We start from the raw sequence: 20,961 nt of genomic DNA on the forward strand, positions 1-20,961 counted from the left end.
GGTGAAGAATTAAAAAATCGGGGCGGGATTATAAACTGATCATCAGGGTGGGAACAGGATGAAAAGGTGTAGATGTAATAAAGCAATTCCTGATATGTTGAGGGATAAACCCCGAAACCATGCTGTGCGGAATTGCCCCAGAGGGTCATTTTAACTGCCAGTTCGCCTTCTACAGGACGTCTGAAGGCAAGCCAGAAAGCGTGATGGAGCCATGCCGGGAAAAATTCCAGGTCGGCATAATCCGGTTGAATCCGACCGAAAGCCGCTTATTGATCAGGATACAGAGACAAAAGCCTCGATCCATGCCACCTGGGGAGTAAAACTGACCCGGGCAACACGCCATATGGCGGAAGGTACCAAGTCGGTCAATCGACTTGCTTCGATGTCCTCGGAGTTTTTGCGCCGCTCTCTTTCACGCTTTCGCTCAATCCAGGGCTATCAGCGTTATGCACCGAATACCGGTTCGGTTTCGGAACAGGATATCACTCATCAATTGAACCGGTTTCTGCGGCAGCATCGTGATTGCTCCTTGGAACAGCTACCTCCCTGTGAGCAGCAGGCTTTGCGGGATAACTTGCTGTTAATGCTGGACTGGGCTCGCAGTAAAGAATTCGATTACACCCTTAATGAATGTGCCGAACGGGCTGTGACCGAGTTTGTTTCCCCTATTCAGCAGTTGGCACCGAAAACAACCGAGTTAATGAGCCGGCCGCCGGCCAGGCAGCCTACATCACTGGCCAGAAAAGACAGTATCAGTGTAACGCGTTCGTTGCCTGCCATGGCACTTTCCACCTCAGCACCTTCCAGCGGATTAAAATCCGCAACCAGAGTCGAACCCTCAGTCACTGTTACTACTCCACCGGTACATCTGAAAGCGACGACCTTTGTTGATTCCGGGCCGCAGATGAGTGAGTTGAAGATTCCTTCCGTAACTCATAAATCCGAAGCCGGTATTTTGCCGATAAAAACCCCTCTTCCCGTGGAGCAGGAGTATTCACCTGCAATGGCAAGTGTGGCAGCAAAACTGAAGAGTCTGCCAAAAGGGGACAGTCCGGAACGAAAGGTTAGGGTTTTTACTTCGCGGGAGAAGTATTATCAGGCCACTGAGAAAACAGCAGAACTACTGACAAGGTCGCCCTATAAAACCGCGGCTCAGGGATGGGATTACGCCGGGCAGGCTGAAGAGCTGAGGTATCATGCCAGCCTGCTTGATCGCTTTCTGAGTGTTAAGGGCTGGGCTGAAACGCTGCCAGATCCTGAGCAGGTGAAAAACCTGCAGGATGATATTTGGCACCAGCAGCGACAACTGGAAGCGGCTGCCAGCCATCTTGACCTGTTGCATGAAGGCGACTTTCGCAATGAAGGAAACTGGCGTAAAGGGCATCAGGTTGAACTTGAGTCGGTATTGCTAGCCATCAGTTGGGAGCTTGATCGGTTGGCCAGAAAACCACGGCCTCTTTCTGAGCGCAAACAGACCCTGATTAAAAGCCTGAAGCTATTAGAGCATTCGGTTAACGAACAAATCAGGGTGCTGCCAGTGACTGAACCTGCAGGTGGCCGGGAGCAAATGACCCGGGAGCTGAAAAATTACCAGAAGTTTATGGTGCGTGAGCTGAAAGCCTCGGGAATGGATAAATCCACGGCCAAACAATTGATGAACGATGCCCGTCGGGTTGTTGTAACGGAGTTGCCGTGGGATGTGATTCATAAAACAGTACCGGTATCGGGTGGCGGCAAGACCGTACTGATGGAAGTGATTCAGACTCCGGCCAGCAAAATGCGCTATATCAATGGGGCGCCAGGCCATCACACCCCTTTTGCCAGTGGCTATAGTCGTATGCCTTTTACCGGTGGCGCCGATATCGGGGGTGTCAGTTCGCTGGTCAAGGATGAGGCCTATCACGCGGTTAATCTCTGGACCATGGATATCCGGGATGAAGACGGAAAACTACAGTTTCAGGGGGTACGCTCAGGAACGCTCTGTGCTTATGGCATCAAGGACAAGAGTGATCGTCGCGAAGCGAACCGGCGCCGGGCACGGGAAATTATCACCGCAGCTTTACTGCAGCAGTTTGCCAAGAAACCGGAATTGGCAAGGGCTGCTGAAGCCGGGCAGCGGGTGCAGCTGAAGCTGTTATCGAATGCACTGCTATCGCCTGATATGCTACGCCATCTGACTCATATTCACGATGATGAACTCACCATGTTGAAAGAGCAGATCAGGGCCTTTGAGGAAGTCGTCCAGGAAGGACTGCCAATTATGCTGAGAGATGCCAGTGGCGGGATTCATCCTGTTAATGTTGATGTCAAACTGGCAACTTTTAATCTGGGTGTGAATGGTTTGGCGCAGGGTATTGGGGGCTGGCTGGGAAAACTCGATGGCAGCTGGATGCAGTCGAACCGCTATAACCGTAATGGGCTGAAAGTACTGCTGGGCCAAATGATTCCAGGATCAGCTGTCGGTGGCTGGGCGGGAGACTGGTTACAGCAAAACCCCGACCATCCTGATGCGGATATTGTCCGCCAGCTGGTACGTCAGGTGCGGGAAATCTGGCACAGCAAGGCTTATCAAAAAGAGGGTACTGATGCCTACAAAATGGTTGACCGATTGCTGTATCTGGCCTGGTTAATTGATGCCATGCCACACTGGAGCTGCAAGAGTGGCAAGGACCGTACTGGCGAAGCAGCAGGATCAATTGGCTGGCTGGCTTCCGAAATAGCCCTGCACGGCCGGGTTCCAGACTGGCAGTTACCTCTGACTCGGGAGCAGCAGACAAATGCCCAGGGCATGGTGGTAGAAGGCGGGCATATGGAGGTGACCCAGAATAATACCGGGCGACCTCATCTGAAAACAGGTTCAGGCAAGAAACGATTTGGCACTGATGTATTCAAAATGACGCATGATTGAATGCTGATTCAGGCAAACTGATGAAAGCCCATATCCAATGCCATCAGCATCGCATCTTCTCGCCCGCCATCGGGGCAAGGGTAGTAGTTACGGCGAATACCCAGCTCATTGAAACCGGCCCCCAGATAAAGATTGATTGCGGTCTGATTGGATACCCGCACTTCAAGAAAAAGGGTTTCTGCCAGCTGCTCTGACCATTCCACCATATGCTGCAATAATGCCTTGCCCAGTTTTTTACCCTGATGTTCCCGCGCAACCGTAATAGTCAGCAAGTGAGCTTCACCAGCAACGGCGTAGCCGATGACATAGCCCATAATATTGTCATTGTCGTCCGTTAGCAGCTGGCAGAAATGGCCGTTATCGAGGCTGTCACGGAAGTTGCCGGGGGTCCATGGTGGCTGGCTGGCGTTGTTCTCAATAGCAACAACAGTATCCAGATCCTGGAGAGTCATGGCGCGGAAATTCAGGGAAGCAGACATGGCAAACGGGACTTTTTAAATTAGAGGCTTTATGAGGATGGTTGCAGCAGCGGACGCAAGTCCTGCCAGGCATCCGGCTTACAAGCGGGGACTTTCATCATCTGATCGAGACTGAAGCTGACTGCACAGTGACCGGCGGCAAATGTACGCACACCCCGAAGATTCTCAAATAACTCATCCGGCTTGAGCACAAACCGGGCAGCATAAGGTCCCAGCAGCAGCAGGGTTTTACGCCGGTTCAGGCCATACTGGTTATCCAGAAACTCGGTCAGTGCTTCACGGGCGTTAGTATCATCCTGAACGATAAAAGGACGAACACTGAAGGGCCAGCTGTACTCGCGATACTCAAGTTGATCCACCGGTTCATTTACAGCTTTCAGAATATTGCTCAGCAATGTGGTGTGGGCATGGGTGACCATCTTCTCGCCCGAATGAGGCATATCAGCAACCACCAGACAATGATCATTGGGCGCGATAACGATAACCCGGAAAGGTGTTGAAACAACTTCCTGCTGAGGCGCTTCAGGAACAGGTTGAGGCTGGGTTTCAATCTCAGCTGCTTTGGGTTGTTGCTTCGGTGTAGCCGGCTTTTGTTCAGTCTGGTTGCGTCCCAGTAGCTGATCAATGCGAGCCCGGTTAGCCCCGGATGAAGGCTGTGGCTGTGAATGATGCCTCGGTGCCGGTGGTGCAAATACCTGATGTGGCGAAGCAGCAACAACCTCTCCAGCTTCAACAACGGCAGAATTTGCCGCAGGCAAGGTCGGCTGAATATTTGATGGCTGTGCATTCGGCAGGCGATAACGGCTGTAGAAAGGCTGAATGCCCATCGCGCCAAGATATTGCTGCCGTAATGCTTCATTCATACTGTGCTGGTGGTCCGTGTGGCGAGGCTGATAAATAGAAAGGGCGGTAATACTAACCGCCCTTTCTATTTATATCACGGAAATTTATTGCTTTTCATATTCCGTTTAAAAAGAGTCAGACTTCCGATACTTGGGGGTGAGCTTTGACGATATCGGATTCCAGCAGATTGAGCGCATTGATGTAGGCTTTGGCCGAGGCAATCACAATATCGGTATCTGCCGCACTGCCGTTCACCACCTTTCCATCCCGGGTCAGACGGACGCCTACTTCACCCTGGGAGTCGGTGCCGCCGGTAATGGCATTGACCGAGTAAAGTGCCAGTGTGGCGCCGGAATGAACTACCGATTCAATCGCTTTGAAGATGGCATCTACCGGGCCGTCACCGCCACTGCGGGCGATCTGGGTGATACCGTTGATTTCCAGTGAAACGGTGGCTTCTGGTGTACCTTCGGTGCTGGAGCCGGCTTCAAGATGCAGCAACCGGTATTCATCCGGCATCTCATCATTTGATTTGGCGCGTACCAATGCCAGCAGGTCGGCATCAAAGATCTCGCTCTTTTTGTCTGCCAAAGTCTTGAAGCGAGCAAAGGCTTCATTCAGTGCTTCACGGCTGTCAAAGGTGACACCCAGCTCTTCCAGCCTGTTGCTGAAAGCACTTCGTCCTGACAGCTTGCCAAGAACCATTTTATTATTCTGCCAGCCAACATCTTCCGCCCGCATAATTTCATAGGTTTCGCGATGCTTGAGTACACCATCCTGATGAATACCGGACTCATGGGAAAAGGCGTTGGCACCGACAATTGCCTTGTTGGGTTGTACCGGGAAACCGGTAATGCCGGAAACCAGTCTTGAAGTGGGGACAATCAGCTGGGTGTCGATGTTGGTTTCCACATTCAGCAGGTCATTACGAGTACGGATTGCCATCACGATTTCTTCCAGTGAAGCATTGCCGGCCCGCTCCCCCAGCCCATTAATAGTACATTCAATCTGACGGGCACCATTGACGACCGCCTGCAGTGAATTGGCTACAGCCAACCCGAGATCGTTATGGCAGTGTACTGAGAAAACAGCCTTGTCGGCATTAGGAATCCGTTGCAGTAGTTGGTTGATGGTTTTGCCAAACTGATGTGGCAGGTTATAGCCGACGGTATCCGGAATATTGATCGTTCGCGCGCCCGCATCAATCGCTGCCTCAATAATGCGACACAGAAAGTCCAGCTCGGAACGGCCGGCATCTTCACAGGAAAACTCGACATCATCAATCTGGTTACGAGCCCGCTTGACGGCATGTACTGCTTGGGCAATGACTTGATCCGGTTCCATCCGCAGCTTGTGTTTCATATGGATGGGGGAGGTCGCAATAAAGGTATGAATCCGACCGGAAACTGCAGGCTTCAGCGCTTCTGCGGCACGATCAATATCTGCATCCAGTGCTCGGGACAGGCTGCACACAGTACTGGCTTTAACGGTTTCAGCAATGGCTTTCACCGCTTCAAAGTCACCCGGGCTGGCCATGGCAAAGCCGGCCTCGATGACATCAACGTTCATTCGTTCCAGCGCCCGGGCTATCTGCAGTTTTTCACTCCGGGTCATGGAGGCACCGGGACTCTGCTCACCATCTCTCAGGGTGGTATCAAAAATAATGACCTGATTGTTATTCATTGTTCTGGCCGCCGGCTGGCTGTTGTTTTGCGCCACTATAGCTACCGCTCCGGCTAGAGACAAGGCGCAGGATTCGGTACAGTGAGGGCCTGATAACAAGTACGACCTGCATTGGCACGGTGGGTATATGTGAGTGGCGCTGCAGGTATTTATGCATTAAGAGCCTGTTCACAATCTTATCGTGGATAGCGAAAGATCATGAACAGGCTCTAAAAGACGGAAACCCGATCAATGAAGTTTTACACAGGTTTACTGTTGGCACTGATACTGACCGGCTGTGCCATGAGTCCACAGTCGGTTTTTGTTGCTCCCCGGGTGATGGCGCCTGCCGGAGCAAATCTTGGTGGTGCGGTATCGATAACGGCATATGATGAGCGCACCTCGCCGGTTATCGGTTCTCGCGGTGGTGTTTATGCCGATTCCAGCCAGCTGCGCGCAGGCAATAATCTGGCGTTGGCGGTCAAGGGGGCTGCGGATCAGGCATTGAGTGTTATGGGCGTGGATATCTCCCGCACCGATGCCAACCCCTTTCAAATTTATATTGATAAGCTGACGTACATTGTGCCGGAAGGCAGCTATGTGACAGAAGTGACGCTGGAAGCGGATATCCGAATCCGGGTCAGAAACAGTCAGGGTGACTGGTACGATGGGCGTTACGGCAGTGACTTGCAACGCCGGGTATTGAAAGCACCTTCTGATGAAGAAAATGAAAGGCTGATTAACGAAGTATTGGGAATGGTGTTGCAGCGGATGGTAGATGACCAGGGACTGCAACGGTTTTTGCAGTAATTACTTGAATCATAATGGTGTACAAAAAAGCCGGCAGAATGCCGGCTTTTATATATCAGTAGCTATCTGAAATGTCAGACTTCAGCCGTTTGTAACCGGCTTTTCTTTGTCGTGCGAATAAAACTTACCAGTCCGAAAATTGCTGCAGCAATACCCGTCGGGTAGGCAATGCTGTGACCCATACTGAAACCTTCCGGTGCCATCAGAATATAGGTGGCACAAACAGCACTCATAAAGGTTGCCGGAATTGAAGCCAGCCAGTGTGATTTGTTAATTGATACCATATAGGCTGCTGCAGCCCAGAGCACAATCGTTGCCAGTGCCTGATTAGAGAAAGCAAAGTAGCGCCAGATAATATTGAAATCGATAAAGGTCAGAGCAAAACCAACGGTAAACAGCGGCAGGGCAACTTTCAGTCGGTTTAGAGAACTGGTCTGATCCAGTGCCATTGCATCAGCAATAATCAGTCGTACCGAGCGGAATGCCGTATCGCCGGAAGTGATCGGGCAAGCAATCACACCCAGTACCGCCAGCATACCGCCAAAGCTGCCCATCAGGCCAACAGACACTTCCTGTACCACCAAGCCTGCACCACCCTGGCTCAGTTTCGCATTCAACCCCTCAATACCTTCCGGGAAGAATGACATGGCCGCTGCAGCCCAGATCAGGGCAACGATACCTTCGGCAATCATGGCGCCATAAAAAACCGGACGACCATATTTTTCATTCGATAGACAGCGGGACATCAACGGTGACTGGGTGGCATGAAAACCACTGATAGCACCACAGGCAATGGTTACAAACAGCATCGGCCAGACTGACAGTCCACGGGGGTGAGATACGGCATCGCCAATTTCGGGAATCGGCATATCGTTAATAATCAGTCCACCACCAACACCCAGAGCCATAATCAGCAGGGCTGCACCGAAGACCGGATAAAACCGGGAGATAATCTTGTCGACAGGCAGGATGGTAGCCAGCAGGTAGTAACACAGGATAATTCCCAGCCAGACTGACGACTGAGCCAGTGTGCCTTCAAAGCCCAAGTTGGCCAACAGTCCTGCCGGGCCCATCATAAATACGACACCGACCAGAAGTAGCAGGATTACCGAAAATGCTCGCATGGCCATTCGGGCATTTTCACCCAGGTAATGACCCACAATTTCCGGAATCGATTTACCTTCGTGACGCACCGATAGCATGCCGGAAAAGTAGTCGTGAGTGGCACCGGCAAAGATACAGCCGAAAACAATCCACAGAAAAGCGGCCGGGCCAAACATGGCGCCCATAATCGCGCCGAAAATCGGGCCCAGTCCGGCAATATTCAAAAACTGGATCAGAAAAATTTTGTACCAGGGCAGGGGTACATAATCGACACCGTCCTGCAGGGTATGGGCAGGCGTCTTGCGTTCAGGATTCGCTCCGAACATGCGTTCGACAATACGGCCGTAAACAAAGTAGCCGGCCAACAGGGCTGCTATGGACAGAAGAAAGCTGGTCATCTCTATTTCCTGGAAAATATTTATGTCAGCGTCTGGTAAATGCTTAACATTACTGGAGATTTCGGGGGCATGTATTATTCGCTATTGTTGGTGTGTCGTCTGTTCGGAGTCCCCGACTGCGGGTAGGCAGTTGTACTGCGTTGAGGTGGGGCTGTTGCGGGGCGAGAGTGTGATGGTCTTGTTTGAGGAAAGTAAACACCAGCACAAAACGAATGGATCTATACCTCGCAGAGTAACCCCGCGAGGTATAGATCCAAATGCCTTAAATGTAGAGGGCGGTCGTTGTCCCAAGCTGCTTAATCTGGCGCAGCTTGCGCTTCATATATTTTCCGGTTGAATTGAACTTGTAATAAAAGTCCGTAGCACCTTTCTCCAGCTCTGAAGGTGTCATACCCTTGGGTTCATAGACTGCATGAGTGCCATCATATTTGGACCAGTCTCGTGTCAGAATCCGGCCTTCCTGGTCCAGCTGCTGGAATACTCTGGAGCCGGGGAAGGGAATCATAATAACCGGAACACAGACATCCACTTCGACATCATTGAAAAACTCGACACTCTCTTCAAATATCTCCGGTCCATGTTCATCAAAACCCAGAATGGCTGCTGAATCGACGACAATGCCATGCTGATGAATACGCTCGATCTGCGCCTTGATGTTTTCTGCTTTGATAAACCCCTTGCCGGAGTACTTCAGGGCGGACTTCGAGGGTGTTTCAATGCCGATAAGAATATACTTCAGACCGGAACGGGCCGCAGCCTCCAGCAGTTCCGGGTCGTCGGCAATTTTGATAGTGGTTTCACCCACCCAGTTTATATTCAGTGGTTCCAGTGCCTTGAACAGTGCCAGTGCATAATCCCTGTCATCTGTAAGGTTGTCCGCATGCAATTCCAGCCAGTTGGTCTTCAGATTTTTAATTTCTTCAATGATTGCTGGAATAGGGCGATAGCGGGTTTTTCCCAACATCCCAGGTACCAGACAGAAGCTGCATTTATGTCGACAGCCACGGCTTACCAGTACTGACCAGAAACCGTCATAGATTTGATGCGGTATCAGATCGACAGGGTAGGGCGCGACATGATCCAGGTCGGCGGAAGTACCCTTATAGAAAGGTTTGAGCTGTTTGCTTTCGGCATCAGCAAGTAATTCCTGCCAGATGTTTTCACACTCGCCGGTCATAACGGCATCACTGTGCTTTGCAGCTTCCTCGGGCATAAAGGTTGGATGAAGCCCTCCCAGTACAACCTGAATTCCTCTGGCCCTGAACTGGTCGGCAAGTTGATAGCCATGAATGGCATCAGGTGTCGAGAAAAACAGTACGACAAGATCGGCATTGATCTTTTTTGGATTCAGTTTCTGTACGGTTTCATCAATCATCTGTAACTGATGATGGGCCGGGGTCGCTGCAGCCGCAGAGAACAGTGACTGTGGTGGTCCGCCCCGTTTCTTCTTGTACTTTTTAAACTCGCTTGGAGCACAAGCCTTGATCAGGGTGATTTTCATGTGAAGCCCTATGAAAGAAAGGTTGACAGCAATGATGGTGATTGCTGACAACCTTATCAGTAGGGAAATTAAGAGAAGTGTCCGGTTTTGCGGAATTTACGGTTTTGAGTACTATCGATGACAGACTTAGCGAGGATTGATATTGACCTGAATGGTCTGCTCATTATCAGTCAGCCAGATGGCTCCATCCTGAACCGTACATTGCAGACTCATAGTGCGATTCACCAGGGATGCCAGCTGTGCCGAGTCATCACAGTTAATGTCGTATACCTTGAGATTGGAAAAACGGGCAAGTTTGCCTGCGTTCTGTTCCCACCAGATATCACCGGCATTACCGCTGTAGGTGTAAATGAAGACCTCTTTTGCCCGGCCGCAGGCTTTACGGATCCGCTTTTCATCTGGCTGGCCCAGATCGATCCAGACTTCAATTTCATCACTCAGGCTTTTTTGCCACAGATCCGGTTCATCATCGGTGCTGAGACCCTTGGTAAAGGTCAGGTTTTCATGCGCGTGACGAATAAAGGCCACAATCCGGATCATCATTCGCAGATCATTCTCTGACGGATGCTGGGCGATGGTCAGATTGTGATCCTGATAATAGCCACGATCCATATCGGCAATCTGGAGTTCTGTTTTGTAGATAGTTGCTTTAAGAGCCATGGTGAGAACTTGGTTACCATAAAAAATTGCGAGCCAGTCTAAAAGGTTGCCTTGTTTGATGCTATCTGCATTTTACAAACTAGGGAGCGTTCTCAATTAAACATATGACCAGCCGCTCATGGTTTACGTCAGACAAGGCGCGAACTGTGCGGTGTGGTGATTCCACATAAACAGTGAACAACGCAGCTCTGGCGTAAACCATAAGCGGCCCTTCGGGTTCATCACGCAAGCTCTCATGCCGCGTTGAACGGCTCGAACATGGAACCACCATGCCCTTCACCGTTCGCCTTGCCTGAGAGCTTGCGTGATGAACTGGTCATATGTTTAATTGAGAACGCTCCCTAAACGTTGTCCTTTATTGCATGCTTTGATGAGCCGCTTTGATAATTTGCTCTGACAATTCCTGCAGCAAACCGCTTTCCAGCGACCAGCGATGCCAGTACAGCGAACGGCTGTGAATCAATCCTGGAATCAGTTCGACCAGCTCACTGTTTTCAAGCTCCTTTTCAATCATCATTTTGGGTATGACTCCGCAGGCAATTCCTTCCTTCGCCATAATGGTAAACGCCTCTGTTGAACGTACCCGATGCCCCGGGGTTGCTCCGGGCGGCAGGCTGAAGTGCTGTTCCAGAAACCGTTGGTGCAGATCGTCGTAGGTATCAAAGGACATAAATGGTGCCTGCACCATAGCTTCTGCGGTGACGCCATCAGGGAAATAGCGTTGCATAAAATCAGGAGTGGCCACGCAGACATAATCCATTTTTCCCAGATAGTCTGCTTTACATCCCGGCAATGGTGTTTGTTCAAGGCTAATGGCACCGACTGCTTCACCGCTTTGAAGCTGTTTTAGCGTCATCGACTCATCCATAACCTGCATATCCAGCGTAATGCGTGAACGCTTGAGCAGGGGCGCCAGCCCCGGAATCAGCCAGGAGCCGATACTGTCAGCATTGACGGCAATGGGAATATGGAGAAAGCCACTGTTGATATCCGGTTGCAGTTCGGGCAATACCTCTTGTTCCAGTAACTGCACCCGGCGATAGAGTCCAAGCAGTTTCTGTCCGGTTGGTGTTGGTGTGGGAGGCTGGCTGCGGACCACCAGAGGCTGTCCCATCTGCTTTTCCAGCTGGCGGATACGCTGGGATACAGCGGACTGGGTAATACAAAGCAAATCGGCAGCGCCTTCAAAACTGCGGCGATTGACCACCGCATCCAGCGCCTGAAGCAGCTTGTAATCGAGTCTCATAAGAATAATTAATGATATATAAAAATTATTAGATGTATTTATTCTGGCACTAAAGCTAGTCTGAGGCACGTTTCCAATAACAAAATCAGCTTCAGGAGGTGCTGTTATGATGATGTGGCCGTTGCTGCAGGGATTTGGCCTGGGGGCCAGTATGATTATTCCCATCGGGGCCCAGAATGCGTATGTCCTTAATCAGGGCATTCGACGACAGCATCATCTGGCGACAGCTACGACCTGTCTGTTGTGTGATATAGCACTGATTTGTACCGGTATTTTTGGCGGCGGGGCCGTGATTGCCAGCAATCAGCTGTTGCTGATGCTGATGAGCTGGGGTGGCATTCTGTTTCTGTCCTGGTATGGCTATAGCTCATTCCGCAGTGCCTGGAAGGCAACGGACGAAGGGCAGGATGATATTACGTCCGCCCTCAAAACCAGCCGCCGTTCGGTGGTTGTCGGGGCGCTGGCTGTTACCTTGCTTAATCCCCATGTCTATCTCGATACCGTGGTGATTCTGGGCAGTCTTGGCGGGCAGTATGCCGGCGATGAACGAATTGCATTTGCAGTGGGTACACTGGCGGCATCATTTGTCTGGTTCTATGGTTTGTCCGCAGGTGCGGCACGACTGGCACCCTGGTTGGGACAACTGCATGTGCGGCGCTGGATTGATGTGCTGGTGGGCACCATGATGTGGTTTATTGCCTTCAAGTTACTGATGGGTGTGATCTGAATGAGCACACGACTGGAGCAGATTTATCAAAACAATATCAGGCTGCTTGAAAAGGCCGGAGTCCAGTGGCAACAATGGACTCATGAGCCCATCCTCGATTTTGAAACCGATATGCAGATTGCTGCTGAAATGGGCTGGACGGCAACACCCACCAAGAGCCTGTTTTTGCAGCTGAAAGATGGTCGTTATTGCATTTATCTGACAGAGAAAGATAACCGTCTGGCTACGCAGGCTATTCGGCAACTGTTGGGTAGCCGCCCCTCTGTTTGCAACAGCAAGGTTATGGAAGACGTACTGGGTTGTATTCCGGGCGCTGTCTGCCCGTTTGGTCATGATCCATCCATAGAGCTGGTCATAGACAGGAACCTGCTAACTCACGACAGCCTCCACTGGACGCCGGGCTTGCCTGAATACACCTTTGCTATCACGGGCCATAGTCTGGAATTACTGCTTAGGGAGCAGGAGACTCCGGTTCACTGGCTGTAATGACAGTCTAAAATTTCAGCCCGGCTTCTACTCCCTAAGTCTAACCTGCCTCTCTGAACTTCAGTTTTATATTCAGGTCAGAGAAATCTGGTAACAGTGTCAGGCGTGGTGGTTATGAAAAGAATAATAGTCGGGCTGGCTTTACTGCTGATGACCGGTTCTCAGGCTTTCGCCGGAGGGTTTAGCTGGCAGAGTGCAGATACCAGTTACCTGATTGATCCTGACGGCAGGTTTATGGAGAGGTTCATAGAGGCTTGTGAGAAAGGGCAGGATGAAAAAAGCAGGCGATTTTACAGAGAAACTTGTAAGGTTAAAGTGCTGGCTAAATCGGGTGACGGAACCCTTTATCATCTGACTCGTGAAGATGATGGTTCCCGTGTGGATATGGATGGCGATGAGAACTATCAGCTTTTTGTTATGCAGAGTCTTCCCGTTACTTTTGAAAAGGAAACACTATCACAGATAGGGGACGGTGAGCCGATAGTCAATGAATGGTTTTATCTGACTCATGCTGTGCAGTTGAAAATTCAGGGTGATTCAATTCCCTTTATTTCATCTGAAGGGGTGATCAAACTGATGAGACTTAATGATGGTCGGGATAATAAAGGTCTAAAACCTGATGATCCCAATCAGGTGTTCGAGTCATTGGCCAGCATTGCCAGAGAAGCACGGATTCTGCAATATCTCAAACACCCGCATATATCACGATTAATACCGGAAACGGAAACCTTTGCTGTACAGGAAAGGTTCGATCAGAACTTTGATACCTACCTCGGAACTGCCCCGGATCTTGCGGAAGTGCTTGACCATTGCAAACATCTGGCCGATGCACTGTCCTACTGTCATAGCCATGGTGTTGTACATGGAGATTTCTGTACCGGTCATATTCTGATGAAAACCGACGGTACAGCCATGCTCGGTGATTTCGGTCGAGCCCATATTCTGAAGACAGCTAGTGCTGAGCTGCAGGCTGCAGGGGAAGCACGTTTTACTTACGTTAATAACAGGCATCATGCACCGGAAGCTAGATTCCCTGAAGGCCTTGCAAAAGAATGGCTCTACATTCAATTGGAGCCAGCTGCTGACGTCTGGTCCTTTGGTCATTTTTTGGCAGTAACGTTGAACCACTATCCCGAATACCGCCGGGCTCTGGCCCGGACAAGACTGGTAAAGCCGATGCTGGAACATTTTGCTGAGCGGAAAGGTTTACCGGCTGAAGTGTATAAAAAAAGTTTACCCGATGAAGGCGCAAGTCTGGGGAGGTATGTTGCTACTGACTTGCCTCTGGATGTAAAAGCCATAGCTGATGATGGGGCTATTGAATCTAATCATCCACTGATTAAACTTATTATAAAATGTACTGACCCAAATGTGACAGAGCGACCCGATATGACCGAGGTTTGTAAGGCTCTGCAGGGTATCAGGCTGTGAAAATGGTTAATCATCACAGCTAACAATTGGGCAGAAAGATGCGTTTCCGGAAAATACAATGATGCCCAGCTCGTGAAGTGTTCTGGAGGTCAAATCTTCTGGATTTTCCAAGGTGTCAATATTGTCGGGAATTGTCCGAAGCTGGGCGATGATCGGATGGTGTTGGAGGTGTGTTGGAGACTGTTGCTGGAAGGCGGCTTCTTCGCATAGAGGGTAAAGCGTTGTTGCTACTCTGGCGCATATCTTCACTTGGTCTTGTGGAAGTGTAGTGCTATCACTGGCAGCCTTGATTAGTTCAAACAGTTGGAAAATTCCATCAACTGTCGTTGCGATAACCCTGCTGGCATCATCTTGGTCACCGTAAACCGACAGTCGATAAAAATATAACCAGGCCAATGATACGAGTTCATCGGGTGGGAGGCGTTGTTTTGTTTTGGTAGAAGCAATGCTTTCCAGATGTTTGCCTGCCGTTGGTGAGGGTATGGCCTTGGGTGGTAAGTCAGGAACTGCTACAGCGGTTTCTGCAATTGTACGTTCATCAACCCTTATTACCGGCCACTTTTGATGGTATCGATGTGACGGATTGCGGATACGTTCTGCCAGTTGTTCACCACTGCTCCATGAGATCTTGAAAATCACTGGAATCGCAAGTCGTTGTATATAGGGGCGTAATGTTGCCGGGATATGTTTGAGCTTAAGTTTGTCCTTCGGGCTATCTCCTTTGATCAAGTAGTAAAATCTGAATCGTTCGGCATAGCCAGAGACCCAGCAGGGCAGAGCAAGTCTGCCCTCCACCGTTAGCCATGACATCATCACACCTGCAATAATATCCAGCTGTTGTATATCTTCTATTGAACTGGCATAACTAGATTGTTTGGAAAGGGTTGACGCAAGTATTTTGAAGTTTCTGGTTTCTTCTTCAATTTCAGCAGACCGACCGCCGTGATAATCCTTTATCAGGTCACGCCAGTCCTCCATGGCTGCAAAGACCCTGCTCATCTGCTGCTTAAATATAGTCAGGCATGTCTCGTCTGTGGGGTCGGAAGAAATAGAGGTTTCGGAAAAATATCCGGCAAGCACCCGTCCGGTAAGGTTCTTATCTATCGTGCAGTTAAACAGCAGACTCATTGCCCAGTGCTCAAAGTGATCTGTTGCAAGGTATTTGCGTACAAATGACGAGCAGCACTTTTGTCGCAAAGTGAACAGCGTTTCCGCCGGGTCAGCACCAAAATTTTTATGAATGTAGAGCTGTGCATTAACTACAGGAACAAGCAGCTGGCCTACCAGATCAAAAGAGAAACAGTGTTTAAGTTTTTTAGGCTTCACAAAATCTGGAGCCTTGCTATAGGCCTGCATTGATATGGCAACTTTTTTCTTGAGTGCTGAGATTAATGGTTTGGGACAATATGCAAGTTGATCTTTATGTGCCTGTTTTAGTGCTTTCACAAGGTGTTTGACCGCTAATTCAAGCCCTTGGGTACCCTTGGCCTTGGCTTTTCTTTGGGAGCAGGAGGTAAAGAAGTACTCAAGCTCGTTGTGTGTCCATACAATGATTTCCCGCAGGCTTTTTTCAGAATCTTTCTTTTTTATTGTGAGGGCCAGAGCCTTTTCTGGAAGTTGGGTATATAAACCATGTAGTTTTTCCATTGCATCAAAACAGGCTGCGCAACCGGCTTCAGTTATTTCTGTTTCTCCAAAGCAACAATCAGGTAAAAAGACTGGAATATTCCCTCCTGTATCAAGAATTGTTACTTGAGAGCATGCTGATGCCGGACGGGGATAGCTCAGGGTGTTTGTACTTCCGTCATCATCTGTCTGAGGAGTTGAGTCATCCCCGCTCCTGGTTTCCTCCTCAAACTGTTGGGCAAATATAAAGGGTGAATCTTCCTGAGAGTGTTCCTGAGAGTGTTCCTGAACCGGAGAGCATGATTTTCGTAGTGCCAGCCGTCTGCGGTAACGGGGCATAAGGCCAATTTCGGCGACACGGGACAGGACCGGACTTGATTGTTGAGAGGCGTCATCACGAAGCAGACTAAGCAAATCCAGTTCTGATCCACTGTAGGATAATGGGTCATGATCAGAGGTACTTGATGAAAAACCTGAATCAGAATCCAGCTGTGAAAGACTAAAAATCGAGCTTGTAGATGAATGTAATGAACTACTTGTAGATGAACTTAATGAACCGCATGAATCCCAGACGAGGGTATTTCTGGTGCCAGAGATATAGCTAAAAGAGGGCGTATCTGTCGTTGGTGGCTTCTCAAGAGAGAGTGCTCTGCGATGTTGCCGTGCAACATCACAGGAAAATGAGTGAGAACAGGTGAGTGGATGGTGAGAAATAGAAGTACGTCTTTGTATTTTTGTTCTTTCCGAGTGGTCAGGCTCGAGGGATGGGTTCAATGGACGTGTAGTGTGTTGGCTGTATGTGTTTCTACACGGAACTTTTTTTTTCAGAGGTTCTGAGCTGGCATCAGGTTGTTGTTGACCGAAAGATGAGAGTAAATCTGGTTCAATACTCTGGGGCTCCAGTTCATCTGCGCAGCAAAAGCGGCACATAAAATACAATACAATTAATTTCAGAAAAGTAGCCAGACTTGATACTCCCTTGAAATATAAAGAACGGCTATTTGATTAAATATAATGAGATAAAAGCGCTTCCGAACAAGTTATGAATTCTCTATTGCAAAAAATAGCATAATTACAATAGCTTGCTTTCAATTAGTAAGTTCTTGAATGTTTTTAGAGTTACTCATCATGTTAATGGCTAAAAAGGGCTCTGAATATTGAATAGCTATCTTTCATTTTTCTGAAAAAAGAATGTAAACGAACTGACATTTTTATCTGTCAGACTTTGAGGGATGCTGATGAGGAGACTGAAATGGACTCCATTTTTTTTCAGAGTCTGCTGGTGGTAACAGGGATCGTTATATTGTTGGTGTGGGGGCTGCTGCTTATGGTTCAGGGTATTGGCTTTGGTGTTTTAGTGCTGATTCAAATTTCCCGGGACTATCTCTCGGCGGTATCTATTGCTGCCCGTATATCAATTACCTCCCGGTAGCTGCTGGCTATAAGACATCAGGGCAAAGCTTTCTCCCCGCATACGGTACATTCGCCAGGGGGAGGCAATATTATCTGGGGCTGACTCGCAGCCCTGCTCGAGGAAACCAGCCTTGCGATAAAAAGTAATCAGGTAGGCGTACGGGTAACACCAGACAGGCTCACTAAACTTGGGGAGACAATACCCAAGCAGCTGATAACCCAGTCCCTGTCGTCTTTTATCCTGTGCAACCCAAAGACCTCGCAACAGCCAGGCACGGCCTTTCAATGTGAAGCGCACCGCGGCGACAATGCCTTGTAAACTCCGGGCAACATACACCCGATCTTCACGACCACACTTGCCTTTATGGCCATTGGCTTTATAGAACCGGTTAACCAGCCCCAGCTGGTCACCGGTTACCTGACTGAAGACAATGTCAGAGTTTGTGTTATTCGACGTCATCAATCCAGGGCGTTTCCGGCAGCATATCCAGAGTTTCACTGTAGCGGGTCAGGTTGAATGACTCTTCGTTATTAACCATCTGCTCCATTTCCAGCCCAAGTGCGCAGGCCATCAATTCAATCGCTTCTTCCTTTGGGGTACCGGTCATCATCAACCGCATCAGGGTTTCCTTGACCTTAAGCGGATTGCCTTCTTCCAGCTGGTTTTCAATGATGGTTTTCAGCCCTTCGCCATCCAGCAGATCATTTTGTTCAGACATGGTGTCTCTTTGCGGTCCGGTGTTCAAAGCGGCTGATCATAGAGTAAATTACGGGATAAAGGGAACCCGGTGAGATTTATTTGCACACTCTCTCATTGCACTGTGGTGGTTTTCCCAGAAATGGTCGTAACCACCGTGCCAGAGGATAGCGGTGGCGAGCCAGCAAGCGATAGCCTGCATCAGCGATATAGCGTATAAGCGGCCAGCGTAACGGTACCATCAGCCAGCCTCTTCCCACAGCATGCCAGGCAGCCTGTGTGGCATCCATTCCAGTCAGTATTGAACCATCCCCCAGCCGGGCATGAATCAATTCATCCAGAGCCTGCAGGTCAAGCTCCGGATAATGCAGGGCAAAGTCAGGTTCCCGAATACTGACGGTTTTCAGCTGCCTCTTATGATTCCGGGCTTCCAGACAGGCAATCTGGCGCTGGCAAATCGGGCAGTTGCCATCATAAAACAGGGTGACATGAAAACTGATATTTGAACTCATTTACCAAGTTTAACGGTCAATGCCTCCCATGCAGATATATTTAATTTCCAGATAGTCTTCGATACCGTATTTAGAGCCTTCACGGCCATTACCGGACTCTTTCATTCCGCCAAAAGGCGCTGCAGGGTTGGATACTGCACCGTCGTTAACGCCGACAATACCGTACTCCAGCGCTTCGCTTACCCGCCAGACCCGGCCGATATCCCGGCTGTACATATAAGATGCCAGACCGAACTCGGTATCGTTGGCCAGCTGGATGGCTTCCTCTTCGGTATCAAAAGCAATCAGTGGTGCGACCGGCCCAAAAATTTCTTCCCTGAATACCCGCATTTCGGTGGACACACCGGTCAGCACCGCGGGGTTAACAAAGGCGCCTTTATCATTATCAGCGCTGTCGGTTCGCAAAGACGCGCCTTTGTTTACAGCATCATCAATTAAGGCTCGCACATCATTTGCTGCACCTTCATTGATTAACGGCCCGATAGTGATGCCTTCATCCATCCCGTTTCCGACCTGCAGCTGTTTAACGGCTTGCTCAAGCTTGGCTGCAAACTCATCATATACGCCTCGCTGTACCAGTAATCGGTTGGCACAGATACAGGTCTGGCCGGCATTGCGGAACTTGGAGGCCATGGCCCCTTTTACTGCTTCATCCAGATCAGCATCATCAAACACAATAAACGGTGCATTGCCGCCCAGCTCCATTGAGGTTCGTTTAACTGTGGCTGCACATTGCTCAATCAGGATTTTTCCGACCGGCGTTGAGCCGGTAAAGGTCAGCTTGCGCACCGCCGGGTTACGAGTCAATTCATTACCAATTTCCCGAGTGACGCCGGTAACGATATTGATAACCCCGTCCGGAATACCTGCTCTCTGGGCTAGTATGCCAACGGCATAGGCTGAAAGAGGTGTGGCATTGGCCGGTTTGCAGACAATAGTGCAACCTGCAGCCAGTGCCGGGGCAATCTTGCGGGTCAGCATGGCATTGGGGAAATTCCATGGTGTAATCGCAGCCACAACACCAACAGGCTGTTTGACTACCAGTAACCGTTTATCTTCCGAGGGTCGGGGCAGGGTGTCGCCATATATGCGCCGGGCTTCTTCTGCAAACCATTCGACATAACCCGCGCCATAAGCGATTTCAGCTTTGGCTTCGGCCAGCGGTTTACCCATTTCCTGAGTCAGAATGGTGGCCAGATCGTCCTGATGCGTCAGTATCAGTTTGAACCAGCGGCGCAGCAACCGGGCACGCTCATTGGCTGACTGCTGCTTCCATTCAACCAGTGCGGATTCAGCCGCTTCAATAGCACGGCGGGTCTCTGCAGTGCCACAGTGAGCAACCTGATGCAGGACTTCTCCCGTGGCCGGGTTCCTGACATCAAGTGTTTCGCCACTATCGGCTGCAATCCAGTCTCCGTCGACCAGAGCACCGGTTGCCAGCAGGGTCGGATCATTCAGCTTCATGGGTAACCTCCTGTGCCGCTCACTTCGGAATCTTGCTTGATCCAGATCATAAAGTTGTTATGGGGGGAACGGTAGTCTGGTATCAAAATTACGGGGTGAGGAGAGTGCACATGTATACAGATATTGTTGTAATTTCAGGTCTGTTGGTCGTCGGTGGCTGTGTTGCAGTGATTGCCGGCTTTGTCCATTTTGCCCGCAAGGATGCCAAGCGCCACCACAAGCACTGAGTCATCATTCAGATTCTTGCTCAGGTTGTAGCTCGATCCGGTATCCCCGGCCTGAACGTTGTCGTCAGGCCTGTGGGAATATTGTCGTTTCCGCTCAGTGAGCCACACTGGCAATATCGCCTGGCTTGCGCAGCATCTTGTCTATATCCCCGATATGGGTCTCTTCTTCGGCGATCAGCCGGCAGGCATATTCTTCCAGCATGATTGAGTTGGCCTGTCGGGCCAGTACCAGCAAATCCCTGTAAAGCTGAACCCCTTCTTTTTCGAAAGTCAGTGCCTCCTGCATAATATCACCGATATCATGCTGTGACGTTTCCAGCAGCTCCCCGATGCCCAGTGAAGGGTGCTCTCCCAGGTGGGTAATCATTTCTCCTGCCTCATGGGCATGAGCCAAGGTTTCATTGGCTGCCCCCCGCAACCAGCCAACAATAGGAATACGGCTGTAGCCAAAAACCATAAAACTGTAGTGGGTATAGCGTACAACCCCGGCCAGTTCATGTTCCAGTATCTGATTCAGTTTGCTAACCAGTGTCGCCTTGAGCTCAGCATTGTTTTGGAGAGAGGACATCAGAACTCCAGTCTGCAGGCATTAATAACAGTAGCAGCAAGTATAGATAAGCCTTCAGGCCAACGAGTACAGGATTACAGACAGACAGTATTTCATCACTTTTTATGCATGCTGAGATGCTATTTTGTCACTTGGTGGAATCCTGAACTTTTTGCCGGTTTGTGAATCCAACGCGATTCCTTGTCAGATAGAAATGATG

General features: G+C 49.8%; 20 protein-coding genes. 7 read left to right on the forward strand and 13 right to left on the reverse strand.

What is annotated here, in order from left to right; genetic code table 11:
* Positions 1-211 precede the first annotated feature (211 nt).
* On the forward strand, positions 212-2,908 hold the full coding sequence (locus ACYZZ0_RS19690; RefSeq protein ID WP_461538373.1) for an inositol phosphate phosphatase SopB: 2,697 nt from the start codon (positions 212-214) through the stop codon (positions 2,906-2,908).
* Positions 2,909-2,916: 8 nt separating this feature from the next.
* On the opposite strand, the gene rimI is transcribed toward ACYZZ0_RS19690, so the two are convergent.
* From rimI to ACYZZ0_RS19705, 3 genes are all read right to left on the reverse strand, one after another.
* A complete protein-coding gene (gene rimI / locus ACYZZ0_RS19695; RefSeq protein WP_461538374.1) occupies positions 2,917-3,387 on the reverse strand; it encodes a ribosomal protein S18-alanine N-acetyltransferase in 471 nt (156 codons plus the stop codon).
* Between the two features lie 29 nt (positions 3,388-3,416).
* Entirely contained in the window at positions 3,417-4,250 is an 834-nt protein-coding gene (locus ACYZZ0_RS19700) for a uracil-DNA glycosylase family protein (RefSeq protein ID WP_461538375.1), read from the reverse strand.
* A 115-nt stretch (positions 4,251-4,365) separates the two neighbouring features.
* Positions 4,366-5,913 carry a 2-isopropylmalate synthase gene (locus ACYZZ0_RS19705; RefSeq protein WP_461538376.1) on the reverse strand — a complete coding sequence of 516 codons (1,548 nt, stop codon included), beginning with the start codon at positions 5,911-5,913 and terminating at the stop codon, positions 4,366-4,368.
* Between the two features lie 231 nt (positions 5,914-6,144).
* Here ACYZZ0_RS19705 and ACYZZ0_RS19710 point away from each other — a divergent pair, with 231 nt between their 5' ends.
* Positions 6,145-6,702 carry a YajG family lipoprotein gene (locus tag ACYZZ0_RS19710; RefSeq protein WP_461538377.1) on the forward strand — a complete coding sequence of 186 codons (558 nt, stop codon included), beginning with the start codon at positions 6,145-6,147 and terminating at the stop codon, positions 6,700-6,702.
* Between the two features lie 74 nt (positions 6,703-6,776).
* Here the strand turns inward: ACYZZ0_RS19710 and ACYZZ0_RS19715 are convergent, their stop codons facing one another.
* The 4 genes from ACYZZ0_RS19715 to ACYZZ0_RS19730 form a co-directional block, all read right to left on the reverse strand.
* Positions 6,777-8,204: a carbon starvation CstA family protein gene (locus tag ACYZZ0_RS19715; protein ID WP_461538378.1), complete on the reverse strand. Its 1,428-nt coding sequence runs from the start codon at positions 8,202-8,204 to the stop codon at positions 6,777-6,779.
* Positions 8,205-8,466: 262 nt separating this feature from the next.
* The gene (locus tag ACYZZ0_RS19720) at positions 8,467-9,705 is read right to left on the reverse strand and encodes a B12-binding domain-containing radical SAM protein (RefSeq protein WP_461538379.1); all 1,239 of its coding nucleotides are present in this window, start codon (positions 9,703-9,705) and stop codon (positions 8,467-8,469) included.
* Positions 9,706-9,831: 126 nt separating this feature from the next.
* On the reverse strand, positions 9,832-10,365 hold the full coding sequence (locus ACYZZ0_RS19725; RefSeq protein ID WP_461538380.1) for a YaeQ family protein: 534 nt from the start codon (positions 10,363-10,365) through the stop codon (positions 9,832-9,834).
* A 355-nt stretch (positions 10,366-10,720) separates the two neighbouring features.
* Positions 10,721-11,611, reverse strand: coding sequence for a LysR family transcriptional regulator ArgP (locus ACYZZ0_RS19730; RefSeq protein ID WP_461538381.1), 891 nt, complete (start codon positions 11,609-11,611; stop codon positions 10,721-10,723).
* Positions 11,612-11,717: 106 nt separating this feature from the next.
* Between ACYZZ0_RS19730 and ACYZZ0_RS19735 the strand changes: the two genes are divergently transcribed.
* The 3 genes from ACYZZ0_RS19735 to ACYZZ0_RS19745 all read left to right on the forward strand — a co-directional run bounded on the left by ACYZZ0_RS19735 (position 11,718) and on the right by ACYZZ0_RS19745 (position 14,255).
* Positions 11,718-12,338: a LysE/ArgO family amino acid transporter gene (locus ACYZZ0_RS19735; RefSeq protein ID WP_461538382.1), complete on the forward strand. Its 621-nt coding sequence runs from the start codon at positions 11,718-11,720 to the stop codon at positions 12,336-12,338.
* Positions 12,339-12,824 (forward strand): YbaK/EbsC family protein, encoded by a 486-nt coding sequence (locus tag ACYZZ0_RS19740; protein ID WP_461538383.1) that lies wholly within the window; start codon positions 12,339-12,341, stop codon positions 12,822-12,824. It begins immediately after the preceding gene.
* Between the two features lie 114 nt (positions 12,825-12,938).
* Entirely contained in the window at positions 12,939-14,255 is a 1,317-nt protein-coding gene (locus ACYZZ0_RS19745; protein ID WP_461538384.1) for a protein kinase domain-containing protein, read from the forward strand.
* A 6-nt stretch (positions 14,256-14,261) separates the two neighbouring features.
* Here ACYZZ0_RS19745 and ACYZZ0_RS19750 read toward each other — a convergent pair whose 3' ends face one another.
* On the reverse strand, positions 14,262-16,220 hold the full coding sequence (locus ACYZZ0_RS19750; RefSeq protein ID WP_461538385.1) for a hypothetical protein: 1,959 nt from the start codon (positions 16,218-16,220) through the stop codon (positions 14,262-14,264).
* Between the two features lie 913 nt (positions 16,221-17,133).
* Here ACYZZ0_RS19750 and ACYZZ0_RS19755 point away from each other — a divergent pair.
* The gene (locus ACYZZ0_RS19755) at positions 17,134-17,313 is read left to right on the forward strand and encodes a hypothetical protein (RefSeq protein ID WP_461538386.1); all 180 of its coding nucleotides are present in this window, start codon (positions 17,134-17,136) and stop codon (positions 17,311-17,313) included.
* Here ACYZZ0_RS19755 and ACYZZ0_RS19760 read toward each other — a convergent pair.
* The 4 genes from ACYZZ0_RS19760 to ACYZZ0_RS19775 all read right to left on the reverse strand — a co-directional run bounded on the left by ACYZZ0_RS19760 (position 17,296) and on the right by ACYZZ0_RS19775 (position 19,967).
* On the reverse strand, positions 17,296-17,754 hold the full coding sequence (locus ACYZZ0_RS19760) for a GNAT family N-acetyltransferase (RefSeq protein WP_461538387.1): 459 nt from the start codon (positions 17,752-17,754) through the stop codon (positions 17,296-17,298). The genes ACYZZ0_RS19755 and ACYZZ0_RS19760 overlap by 18 nt on opposite strands.
* Positions 17,741-18,013, reverse strand: a complete 273-nt coding sequence (locus tag ACYZZ0_RS19765; protein ID WP_461538388.1) for a hypothetical protein — start codon at positions 18,011-18,013, stop codon at positions 17,741-17,743. Before ACYZZ0_RS19765 ends, ACYZZ0_RS19760 begins: the two co-directional genes overlap by 14 nt.
* 76 nt (positions 18,014-18,089) lie before the next feature.
* Positions 18,090-18,503, reverse strand: a complete 414-nt coding sequence (locus ACYZZ0_RS19770; protein WP_461538389.1) for a thiol-disulfide oxidoreductase DCC family protein — start codon at positions 18,501-18,503, stop codon at positions 18,090-18,092.
* 9 nt (positions 18,504-18,512) lie between these two features.
* A complete protein-coding gene (locus ACYZZ0_RS19775) occupies positions 18,513-19,967 on the reverse strand; it encodes an NAD-dependent succinate-semialdehyde dehydrogenase (protein ID WP_461538390.1) in 1,455 nt (484 codons plus the stop codon).
* Positions 19,968-20,077: 110 nt separating this feature from the next.
* Between ACYZZ0_RS19775 and ccoM the strand changes: the two genes are divergently transcribed.
* Positions 20,078-20,194, forward strand: a complete 117-nt coding sequence (gene ccoM / locus ACYZZ0_RS19780; protein ID WP_461538391.1) for a cytochrome c oxidase subunit CcoM — start codon at positions 20,078-20,080, stop codon at positions 20,192-20,194.
* Positions 20,195-20,288: 94 nt separating this feature from the next.
* Here the strand turns inward: ccoM and ACYZZ0_RS19785 are convergent, their stop codons facing one another.
* Positions 20,289-20,762 (reverse strand): ferritin-like domain-containing protein, encoded by a 474-nt coding sequence (locus ACYZZ0_RS19785; protein ID WP_461538392.1) that lies wholly within the window; start codon positions 20,760-20,762, stop codon positions 20,289-20,291.
* Between the last annotated feature and the right edge of the window lie 199 nt (positions 20,763-20,961).

Origin of the sequence: Spongorhabdus nitratireducens, from assembly GCA_947387575.1 — a bacterium.
Lineage (GTDB): Bacteria > Pseudomonadota > Gammaproteobacteria > Pseudomonadales > Endozoicomonadaceae > CANDOC01.